General features: G+C 64.7%; 8 protein-coding genes. 3 read left to right on the plus strand and 5 right to left on the minus strand.

Features of this window, described 5'->3' with window-relative positions:
• Positions 1–51: 51 nt before the first annotated feature.
• Positions 52–462, minus strand: coding sequence for a hypothetical protein (locus HUN39_RS12235; protein WP_175094781.1), 411 nt, complete (start codon positions 460–462; stop codon positions 52–54).
• Between the two features lie 61 nt (positions 463–523).
• On the opposite strand from HUN39_RS12235, the gene HUN39_RS12240 reads away from it, so the two are divergent.
• Complete coding sequence (locus HUN39_RS12240) at positions 524–970, plus strand: MarR family winged helix-turn-helix transcriptional regulator (RefSeq protein WP_175094782.1); 447 nt, start codon at positions 524–526, stop codon at positions 968–970.
• Here HUN39_RS12240 and HUN39_RS12245 read toward each other — a convergent pair.
• The 3 genes from HUN39_RS12245 to HUN39_RS12255 all read right to left on the minus strand — a co-directional run bounded on the left by HUN39_RS12245 (position 964) and on the right by HUN39_RS12255 (position 5,396).
• Positions 964–2,055, minus strand: a complete 1,092-nt coding sequence (locus HUN39_RS12245) for a lipocalin-like domain-containing protein (RefSeq protein WP_175094783.1) — start codon at positions 2,053–2,055, stop codon at positions 964–966. The genes HUN39_RS12240 and HUN39_RS12245 overlap by 7 nt on opposite strands.
• Positions 2,045–4,513: an ABC transporter permease gene (locus HUN39_RS12250; RefSeq protein WP_175094784.1), complete on the minus strand. Its 2,469-nt coding sequence runs from the start codon at positions 4,511–4,513 to the stop codon at positions 2,045–2,047. Before HUN39_RS12250 ends, HUN39_RS12245 begins: the two co-directional genes overlap by 11 nt.
• Before the next feature lie 169 nt (positions 4,514–4,682).
• Positions 4,683–5,396 carry an ABC transporter ATP-binding protein gene (locus HUN39_RS12255; protein WP_408631405.1) on the minus strand — a complete coding sequence of 238 codons (714 nt, stop codon included), beginning with the start codon at positions 5,394–5,396 and terminating at the stop codon, positions 4,683–4,685.
• A gap of 237 nt (positions 5,397–5,633) precedes the next feature.
• Here HUN39_RS12255 and HUN39_RS12260 point away from each other — a divergent pair, with 237 nt between their 5' ends.
• Complete coding sequence (locus HUN39_RS12260) at positions 5,634–7,913, plus strand: hypothetical protein (protein ID WP_175094785.1); 2,280 nt, start codon at positions 5,634–5,636, stop codon at positions 7,911–7,913.
• 195 nt (positions 7,914–8,108) lie between these two features.
• Here HUN39_RS12260 and hemH read toward each other — a convergent pair whose 3' ends face one another.
• Complete coding sequence (hemH, locus tag HUN39_RS12265; protein ID WP_175094786.1) at positions 8,109–9,116, minus strand: ferrochelatase; 1,008 nt, start codon at positions 9,114–9,116, stop codon at positions 8,109–8,111.
• Between the two features lie 169 nt (positions 9,117–9,285).
• Between hemH and HUN39_RS12270 the strand changes: the two genes are divergently transcribed.
• Positions 9,286–10,662 (plus strand): O-linked N-acetylglucosamine transferase, SPINDLY family protein, encoded by a 1,377-nt coding sequence (locus tag HUN39_RS12270; RefSeq protein ID WP_175094787.1) that lies wholly within the window; start codon positions 9,286–9,288, stop codon positions 10,660–10,662.
• The last annotated feature ends 165 nt before the right edge of the window (positions 10,663–10,827 follow it).

A 10,827-nucleotide genomic window follows, 5' to 3' on the forward strand; every position in this document is an offset into this window, starting at 1 on the left:
CTCGCTGCGGCGAGTTTCGCCAAAGTTTTGAGGGAATTCCCTGAGATAGATTTAGTGCGGGCGCCAGGGCCGTGGATCATCGGCGATTTGCAGCAGCGCCGCAACGCGGCGCGCAGCCGCGTCATCTATGACGTCACGCGGATCGTGACCCGCGCGCTGAATGCGGCCCCGAATGGAATTGATCGCGTCGATTTCGCTCTCGCCAGGCATTGTCTCGCGCGCGGCGAAGTCGGCGAGGCGATCGACTATATCGATCCGCTTGATGAACTTGGATGGCTGCAAGCCGTTCGCGACTATTCGAAGCCGCAGTCGCTGCGTCGTCGCGCGGCGCTTGCGCGCCCCGGCAGAGGAGACGCCGCCGACCCCAATGCTTTTCTTGCAACGATTGACGACTTCATCGCGCGAATTATAAAGCGCGCTTCGACGCGGACCAGAATTGACCCGCAGGCGCGGCGCGCGCATTATTTCTTCACTCCAAATGAGTCGCCCAGCGCGAGAACGACTCGGGAAGTAGGGGTTTCATTTGACTCTCTGCGATCAGCCGCAAGGGACCCCACGCAAGGCGCCAAGTGAAGACGACCTGGCCACGCTCGCGCAATTTCGTACCGCCTTGCGAAGGTTTATAGCCTTCAGTGAACAGGTCGCCGCGGACCATGGCGTGACCGTGCAGTGGTATCAGGCGCTGCTGGTGGTGCGCACCTATCGCGGCGCAAAACACATCAGCGTCGGCGAACTCGCCGAGCAGCTGATGATCCGCGATCACAGCGCGGCGGAGCTCGTGTCGCGCTTGGCGCAGGCGAAGCTTGTCCGGCGAAAGACCGATCCGACGGACCGTCGTAGATCGCTCGTCGTCATCACGCGAGCGGGCGAACGGCGGCTGTCGGAGCTCGCCGCCGTACATTTGAAGAAGCTTCGGGATACGCGGGGCGTTTTTATGAACTTCTTTCGCACGGCCGCGGAGTCTCAATAGCCCGTCATTTCGAGATAGCCCTCGCCGCTGTGCGAACCCTCAAACCGAATCGGACCTTCCCAATAGGCGAAATCGGTTCCCATCCAGCTTCTCGGATTGAGCGGCCGCGTCTCGATGTCGACGTCGCGGCTATTGATCTTAACGCGCCAACGGATTGGCACGTCACGATCAGCGATGCGCCTTGTCTCCAAAGGCTCGAGGACGATGTCGTCGCGCGCGATTATGGATATTGCGCCATCGGCGTCGATCCAGTTTCCGAAGAGGAACGGCGCCGCCTCGACGCTGCGCATGCGATACAGCATCAGCTTGGCGCCACCCTCAAGATGCAGCGAAAACCAGTCCCAGCCTTTTTGATCTGCGCCGAGCGGCTGACTCGACCATTCGCGATCCATCCAGGCGCGGCCGGAGACCTGGATTTTGCGTCCGTTCATCGACAACGAGCCTTCCGCCCCGAAGAACGGCTGGCTGTAATAATAAGAGGCCTGTCCAGCCTCGGACTTGCGGCTGTAGCCGCCCTCGCCTTGCAATACGACCGGTCCCGTTGCTGTAAGGTCGAGCGCGTAGGCGAAACTCCTGTCGCTCGCGGAAACGCGCAGCCGCTCGATTCCGGCGTCCGCAGAATTGTCGCGCGTTTCCAAAACCCAGTCGTCGATATAGGCGCGAAAGGGCGTCGCCTCGACGCCCGCCTGGCCAATTCCGCCGCGCGCGAATTTTTGCGCGAAGAGATGTTCGCTGGCGCTCGTCGCCGCCGCATGACCCATCCATACATTGCGGTCGTCCCAGCCGGCTCGCGCCGCGTTCGGCTGCATTGCAAAGCGAAAGAGCGTCCATTGGACGCCGTACGAGGCGCCGTCCGCGCCCGTTAGATTTGCGGTAATGTACCACCATTCGGTGCGAAAATTCGGATGCGCGCCATGGTCTCTTGGAAAAGCGAGCTGCGTTCCAGGTCGGGGAATCGCGAAGCCGGGCGCCGTCGCGCCAAGTCCGCCGAAGCCCTGCGCCAGCGCGCCGCTCGACGACAGCGCGAGAAGAAGCGCGGATCGCCTCGAAATCGCCGAGCGTCGTTCGGGGGCCCTAGCGTTCATTCGAGAAGACCCTGAGCAGGTCGGTCGGCGCCGCGCGGGCGAGCCGAACGACGGGAACGAGCGTTGCGAAGAACGCGGCCCCGAGCGCGATAAGGAAAACCGCAAGCCATTGCGCCGGAAACATATGGAAGGGGAGTCGCCATCCGAAAGCGGCGACATTGACGATGGCCACAAGGCACCAGGTCATGAACAGCCCCAGAGGGATCGCGAAAGCCGCGGCGCCGGCGGCAAAAGCTACGACCCGCGCCATTTCCAGCGCCGCCAGCTTTCGCCGCGTCGCGCCAAACGCCCAGACTGGCGCGATGCGGGCGCGCCGCATGTCGCTGAGCGTCAGCAGACTGGCGAAGAGCGCGACGCCGGACACGATCAGCGTCAGCGTGTTCAACGCCGTCGTGACGGCGAATGTGCGCTCGAAGATGTCCGTCGACAGCGCTTTGACTTCGGCTTGATCGACGATGCGCGCGATTTTTCCGCCAAAGCGTTGCTGCATATTTTCGATGACGCGCGCCGTGGCGCCCGGATCGACGCGCAGGCTGTAATGCACGCCCGAGGCGTTGTCGAAATAGCGCTTCAGCTTCTCGTGATCGATGCGCAGCTGGCCCTTCGGATTGCCGTAATCGGGAAAGACGCCGACGATGCGCGCGCGCAAGTCTTGCCCTGACGTCGGAATGTCGAGCGTCGCGCCGATGGCCAGACCAAGACGGCGCGCCAATTGCTCGCTGACGAGGATGGCGTCCTGAGCGTGCAGCGCAGTCCATGCGTCCGGCGCGGCGTCGATCAAGGGAAAATGCGCCGTATAGGTTTCGTGAGGCGTCATGCCGACGACGTCGACGGGCCATCCGCCGATGCGCGTCTTCGCGCGCCAGACAGGAAGAATTGCGGCAATCTCGGGCTGCGTGCGCGCCCACGCCTCGATGTCGCGCGCATCGGCGGGCGTCGCCGCTTCGAAATAGATCTCGGCGACGAGGCGCGCGTCGAGCCAGCGATCGAACGTCTGGCGAAAGCCCTCGACCATGCCGCCGACGCCAATGTTGGTCGCAAGCGCAACCAGCAGCGCCATCAGCGCAAGCGAAAGACCGGAAATTTCCTGGCGTCCGTCGGCGAAGAACCAGCGGGCGAGCGGGCGGCGCGCGAAACGTTCGCCGAGCGCCAGGGCTCCGGCGAGGCCGACCGGCAGAATGAGAGCGGCGGCAAGAAGCGCCAAGCCGATGATCGCGAAGCCTGACGCAAGTCCTTCGCCAAAGCCGTATGCGCCGGCCGCCGCGACAAGGGCAAGCGCCGCGAGCGCCGCCTGCCGTCGCAGATAGCGGTGATGCGCGCCGCGCCAGGCCATAGGACGCGCGAATGACAGCGCCGGCAGCCGCAATGCTTTCGTCATGCCGCTCGCCGCCGCAAGCGCCGCGCCGGCGCCCGCCATCGCGAGTCCGGAGAGCCACCAGCGCGCGTCGAGCGCAAGGCGATCGGAGATTTGCGCGCCGTAGAGGCTCTCGAGACTTTTTGCGACATCCGGCAGAAGCGCCTGCGCGATTGCGTGACCGCCGAGGACGCCCGCGCCTCCCGCGAGGAGCGTCAGGACGCCGATTTCGAATGCCATCGCCGCGATGAGGTTCGGCGCCGCGACTCCGAGCGCGCGTAAAGTGCGCAGGGTCGCCAGTCGCTGTTCGAAGGCGAGGCCGTAAGCGGCGTGCACGATGAACAGTCCGACGAGGAACGCAAGAAAGCCGAAGGCGGTGAGATTGAGGTGAAAACTGTCGGTCAGGCGAGCCAGATCGCTATCATCGTCCGGCGCGACGAGCCGCAAAGCATCGCCGGCGGTTCGCTTAAGCCGCGACTCGTCGAACGTCTCCTCATCGGTGATGACGAGACGCGAGAGCTTTCCGGGTCGATCGAGCAGGCGCTGGGCGACGCCGATGTCGACGATGATTGCGCCGGGCGGCGCTTCGGCGAGCGCGGCAAGCGGCGGGAGCTGCTGACCGCGTTCGGTTTGCGGCTGGGCGCCCTCTGAAAGATCAAGCCGGCGCAACGTCTGCGGGGCGGCAAAGCTGCGGCCTGGGCCAGTGAAAAACTCTTCCAGGACGTCCGCGCGGCTTCGCATATGCGCGATCGGCGAACGGCGCGGCAGCGACACCGGCTCGACGCCGATGATCCGAATATTCTTTTCGCCAATTCGGACTGCGCCCTCCAAGACTGGCGAGACGGTGACGCCGGCGCGACGCAGTCTCACAAAGAGCTCCTGGTCAAACAGGCCGCCGCGAGCGGCGACGAGCGTTCTCGCGCCGCCGCCCGAAATCGCGGTCGCCGCGGCGTCATAACTGTTGCGCGCCTGAGCGTTCAGCGCCTGCACGCCGCTCCAGAGCGCCGTGGCGATGGCGAGACCGAGCACGAGCGTCGCGAGGTTGCCTGGGCGTCGGCGCCAGTGGCTAATCAGCGCGGCGAGCGTCCAGAGCGTCTCTCTCATACGACATCCGCTTGAACGGCTCGGATGTCATTCCCGACGCGCGCGCAAAGCGCGCGATCGGGAATCCAGAGCAAGATCAGGGTTCTTGGATTTGCTCTGGATTCGCGGTCAGGCCTTCGGCCTGCCGCGAAGGACACGGTCCAAGCGAACGGATCGGTCGGAATTCGTTTCATTGCGCCGCCAGAAGACCGGCCTCCAGGCGTACGCGGCGTTGCAACCGGCCGGCAAGCCGTTCGCTGTGCGTCGCCATCAGAAAGGCGCAGCCGGTCGCGGTGACGAGGTCGAGCGCGAGCGCCATGACGGCGTCGCCGGTCGCTTCGTCGAGATTGCCGGTCGGTTCGTCCGCGAGCAGAAGCCTCGGGCGCACGGCGAACGCGCGGCCGATGGCGACGCGCTGCTGCTGTCCGCCGGATAGCTCCTCAGGATATCGGGCGGCGAGCGTCGCAAGACCAAGACGCGCGGTGAGTTCTTCCTGCCACGACGGATCGTAGCGCCCGGCAAGTCGGGCCTGGAAGCCCAAGTTTTCGCAAACGGTCAGGCTCGGAATCAAATTGAACTGCTGAAAGACGACGCCGATCTTTTCGCGCCGCATGGCGGCCCGCGCATTTTCCGACAGCCGTGTCAGCGTGACGCCATCGAGAACGATTTCGCCGGAGTCGGCGTCGTCGAGCGCGCCGACCAGATGCAGGAGCGTGCTCTTGCCGCTGCCGGATTCGCCGGTCAGCGCCAGACTGGCGCCCGTGGCGAGCGTGAAGTCAACGCCGCGCAGCACGGGAATGCGGCCCTGCGGCGTCGGATAGGATTTCTGAAGCCCCTCGACGCGCAGCATCGGCGCGCTTGTCCGCCCAGCGGCGAGATTTTCCGGCGTCGCGTGAATCGACAAGCATTGCGCCCTGATCGGACCGGCGAAGGCGGCCGGCGCGCCAGCCCTATATATGGCTCGCCCCGGCCGATCGCCCAAACGTCGCCGAGCTAGAAGGCGAGGCGCAAGCCGCCATAGACCGTGCGTCCGGCGTGCGTCCGACTGTTGATATCGACGCGCTCGCTGCGCGCTTCGGCCTCAGGCGGGCGCCTGAAGCGCGGCTTTGAGCCATGGCCTGGAGCCGCTAGAACTGTGGCCATGCAACGAATCGGTAAAAACGCCGGCCGCCCGGAAGGTCAGCCCTACGCCCTCGCGGCGGCGTTCTTCCTCGTCTGCGCGCTGGCGCTCGCCTTTCCCTGGCTTTCCGGGCGCGTCACCATTCCCTGGGACGCGAAAGCGCATTTTTTTCCGCAGTTCGCCTTTCTCGCCCATGCGCTGCACAGCGGCCAGTCGCCGTTCTGGACGCCGCACGTCTTTGCGGGGATGCCGCAGATCGCCGATCCGCAATCGCTGATCTTCGCTCCGTTTTTCCTGCTGGCGGCGGCGCTGGTTCCCGAGCCGTCCTTCGTTCTGGCCGACGCGATTGTCTTTGCGATGCTGGCCATGGGCGGCCTTGCGCTCATCGCCTATTTTCGCGATCGCGGTTGGAGCGCCGCGGGAGGATTGCTCGCTGCTCTCGCCTTCGCTTTTGGCGGCTCGGCGGCGTGGCGAATTCAGCATGTCGGGCAGATCATGAGTCTCGCCTGGCTCCCGGTCACGCTGTGGCTGCTGGCGCGGGGACTCGATCGGCGCTCGGCGCTCTACGGCGCCGCGGCGGGCGCCGCCGCCGCACTTCTGGTGCTGGGACGGGACCAGGTCGCGTTCCTAGGCGTGCTGATGCTGTCCGCCTATGCCGCCTATCGCGTCGCCACGGATGAATCGCCCAAACTCAGCGCGGTCGCGCCCCTGGCCGCCGGAGCGCTCACGGGCCTGACGATCATCGCCGTTCCGCTTGCCTTCACGCTGGACCTCGCCGCGCATTCAAACCGACCCGAGATCGATCTCGACGGCGCATTCAAGGGCTCGCTGCCGCCGGGCTCCTTCTGGACGCTGATCTCAGCCAATATGTTCGGAACGGACGGCCCGCTTAAGAACTTCTGGGGCCCCCCCGCCGGCGAGCGCGACCTATTCCTCGCGCGCAACATGACCAATGTTTACTTGGGCGAACTGACGCTCGTATCGTTGATCGCGGCGCTGGGCAGGCGCTTCCTTTCGAATAAGGAAATCCGCTTCTTCGCCGCCGCCGCGCTGTTTTTCGCCCTCTACGCCCTGGGCCGCTACACGCCGGTCTTCGCCTTCTTCTATTATCTGCCGGGCGTCGACCTTTGGCGGCGGCCGGCCGACGCTACATTCTTGCTCGGCGCGACGCTCGCGATCCTCGCGGGCTATGGCTTCAATCTCGTTGAGCGGGGCGAGGCCACGCCACGCACGGCTTGGCTTGTCGGCGCCGTCGCCGCGCTGTTCGCGGTCGCGCTGCTTATCGCGGCCGCCAAGGGCCACCTTAATCAAGCCTCTTGGCCGCTCGCGATAAGCGCGATTTTTGCCGCGCTCGCCATCGCGCTTATCCTCGCGACTCGCGACAGGCTGCTGCGCGGCCCGTATCTGCTCGCGGCGGTCGCCACGCTGATGAGCGTCGATCTTACGATCGGCAACGGACCAAATGAATCGACGGCCTTGCCGCCTGAACAGTTCGAGGCCTTGCGGGTCGACGGCAAGGATCCTGTGATCGCCTATCTGCGCGGCAAGCTCAAGGAGACGGCGACGCCGGATCGTCGCGACCGCGTCGAGCTTGCGGCGATTGATTTCCATTGGCCGAACGCGTCGCTCGTTCATGGCTTCGATCATGATCTCGGTTACAATCCCATCCGGCTTCGGCTCTTCGAAGACGTAACCGGCGCCGGCGACCATCTCGCGCTTCCCGAGCAGCGCCAGTTTTCCAAGCTCTATCCGTCCTATCGCTCAGTCCTGTCGGACATGCTCGGCCTGCGATTTATCGCGACCGGCGTGCCCATCGAAAAGATCGACCGGAATTACAAGCATGGCGACTTCGTCGAACTCACGCGCATCGGCGACGTTCACATTTACGAAAATCCCCGCGCCATGCCGCGCGTCATACTCGCAACCTGCGCCATCCACGTCGATTTCGCGGCGATGATGAAGAGCGGCGAGTGGCCGGAGGCGGACTATCGTGAGACGGTGCTCCTGGAGACGCCGCCGATCTGCCATACACGCAAAGATGCGCCGCCGGCGACGGCGAAAATCCTCTCCTACGAGAACGATCGCATCGTCGCCGAGGCCAGCGCGCCTCCGGGCGGAGGCTGGCTTGTTTTGCACGATGTCTGGCATCCGTGGTGGTTCGCGAACCTCGACGGCGTGGAAGCGCCGATTCTGCGCGCGAACGTCATGTTCCGGGCGGTCGCGATTCCGGAAGGGCGCCATGAGGTGCGGTTCCACTTTCAGCCTCTGCGCGGATTGCTGGCGGAACTCTCGCGAAGATAGCGAGCGAATGTCGGCAATTGGCGCGTGACACGAATTCTCTTTGCACGGCTCCGATGTCATTCCCGACGCGCGCAAGGCGCGCGATCGGGAATCCAGAGCAAAACAAACATTGTTGGATCGGCTCTGGATTCCCGGTCAGGCCTTCGGCCTGCCGGGAATGACAGGTCCGAGCGAATGGATCAGCCTGAATCCGTGTTAGATCCAGCCCGCGATCTCGCGCTTCGCCAAAGTCTCGACAAGCGCCATGCCTTCGTCGCTGTCGTTGAGACATGGCAGGCGGGCGAATTTCTCGCCGCCTTTCTCAAGAAAAAGATCGCGAATTTCGACGCCAAGCTCTTCGATCGTTTCCAGGCAATCGGCGGCGAATCCCGGCGCGACGACGGCGATGCGCTTGACGCCGGCGCCGGCAAGCTCGGTCACCACATCCGACGTATAGGGCTCGATCCACCGGGCGCGCCCAAAGCGCGACTGAAAGGCGAGACGCAGGCTTTGGGCGTTCATGCCGAGCCGTTCGCAGAGCAGTCGCCATGTCGCTTCGCAGTGCTCGCGATAAGGATCGCCGCGATCGATCTGCGCCTGCGGAAGGCCATGGAACGAGGCGATGATGACCTCTGGTTCGAAATCGAGCGCGGCGCGCGCGCGCGTAATATTCGTCGCGAGCGCGTCGATGTAGGCGGGGTCGTCGTAATAGGGCGCGCCGATGCGGAGCGCTGGCTGCTTGCGCAGCTCGCGCAGCGCGTCGAAAGCGGCGTCGGCGGCGGAGCCCGTGGTCGATGACGCATATTGCGGGTAGAGCGGCAGCATCGCGATCCGCTCGCAGCCTTTTACGATCAGCGATTCGATCTGCGTCGCGATCGACGGCGCGCCGTAGCGTAGCGCGTAGTCGATGATGAGGTTCGAAGCGCCAATCCGCGCCTGCAGCTTCTCGGCTTGCAGGCGGGTAAAGGTTTTCAGCGGACCTTCGCCCGTGTCGGCGTTCCAGATCGACTCATAGAGCTTCGCCGAGCGCGCTGGGCGGGTGTTGAGCACGACGCCGTAGAGGATCGGCAGCCATAACGCGCGCGGGAGATCGACGACCCTGCGGTCGGACAGAAATTCCGCCAGATAGCGCCGCACCGCCGCGACATCGGGCGCATCAGGCGTGCCGAGATTGACGAGGAGGAGTCCAACCGGCGCATCTCTCGAGATCGTGGCTGACGTCATGATGAGCCTTATTCGGACCGGCCGCCCGGATGGCGGCGCGGCAAAAGAATATCTTCTAGCGGCGACGGCGGTCCTGGCAACACGCCAAGACGACGATCGTCGCGCGGCATGGAAATCGCTTCGCGCACGAAGGCCGGCTGATGTGCGATTGGCCCCGCGAAAGGGCGCCATGAAATCCATATCTCGCAGCCGCGCCATGTGCGAATGGGACGATTTCGACACTGCCGCGCCGCAAATTCGGGCGGCGCTGGCCATGCCGGATGGGCCGGCGACGCCCCCCTTCCTCCTGTTGTCGGAGCCCGGCATCACCGCCGGCGAACAGCGCGCCTGTTCCGAGAGCTGGACCGCCGCGCGGCTTTTGGCGGCGGGGCCGCTGCGCGCGAGCCTCGCGATGCGCTTCGACCTTTCCTCCCGCAGCCGGATTCGCGTCGGCTATCTGTCAAACGACTTCCACGAGCATGCGACCGCGCATCTTCTCGTCGAGACGCTCGAGGCGCATGATCGCGCCCGCTTCGAGATTCGCGCTTACAGCTATTGCGGCGTCGAGGGGGCGATGCGGACGCGGCTGCGGGCCGCCTTCGACGCTTTCGCCGACATTTCGCAGCTGACCGACGCTGAGGCCGCGCGCCTCATCAATGCGGATGGCGTCGATATTCTGATCGACCTCAAGGGCTTCACCCATGGCGCGCGCACCAGCGTGATGATGCTGCGGCCCGCGCCTGTTCAGGTCAATTATCTTGGCTATCCCGGCACGCTCGGAGCGGGCGTGTGCGATTACATCGTGACCGATCGCTATGTCACGCCGCCCTCGTCGGCGTCGGCCTATTCGGAGGCCTTCGCCTATTTGCCACACGCCTATCAGCCGCACGGGCGCGGGACGCCGCTGCGCGCGCCGCCGTCGCGGGCCGCCGCCGGTCTGCCGGCGGAAGGCTTCGTCTATTGCTGCTTCAATCAGGCCTATAAGCTCACGCCCTTCATCTTCGATCTTTGGGCGCGATTGCTCGAGGCGACGCCGGGCGCGGTGCTATGGCTCTCGGCGGCGATGCTGGCGGAAGGCAATCTGCGCAATGAAATGCGCAGACGCGGAATTGACGCGGCGCGGATGATCTTCGCGCCGCATTTGCCGCAGGCCGAACATCTGGCGCGCCTGCAGCTCGCCGATCTCGCGCTCGACACGGCGCCCTTCGGATCACATACGACGGCGAGCGACGCGCTGTGGGCGGGCGTGCCGATCGTGACCTGCGCCGGCGACACCTTTCCCTCGCGCGTGGCCGGGAGCCTGTTGCATGCGATCGGATTGCCGGAGTTGATCGCGGCGGATTTTGACGAATATTTGGAGATCGCGCTGGTCTTGGCGGGCGATCCCGTCCGTTGCGCCGAACTGCGGGCGAAGCTCGCCGCCAATCGCCTGACGACGGCGCTTTTCGACGTCTATTCCTACACGCGCGCGCTGGAATCGCTGTTCGAAGACATGTGGCGCCGGCGTCTCGCCGGCGCGCCGCCCGTGGTCATCGGAGCGGACGAGAGCAGGTTCCCAAAAAGTTGACAGACTTTTTCGATGAGAATCTGCTCCAATACTTTGATTTTGAGCGATTCCTTATCGATCACATGAGTCCATGTGATAGGGAAGCGCTCTAGGGCTCGGACCTATAAAGTTGTTGGCTTGGGCGCGATGTCGTGATTCACAGCTTCCGAAAGGAAGCGCCAATGA

This window comes from Methylocystis silviterrae, from assembly GCF_013350005.1.
In the GTDB taxonomy this organism is placed as follows: Bacteria; Pseudomonadota; Alphaproteobacteria; order Rhizobiales; family Beijerinckiaceae; genus Methylocystis; species Methylocystis silviterrae.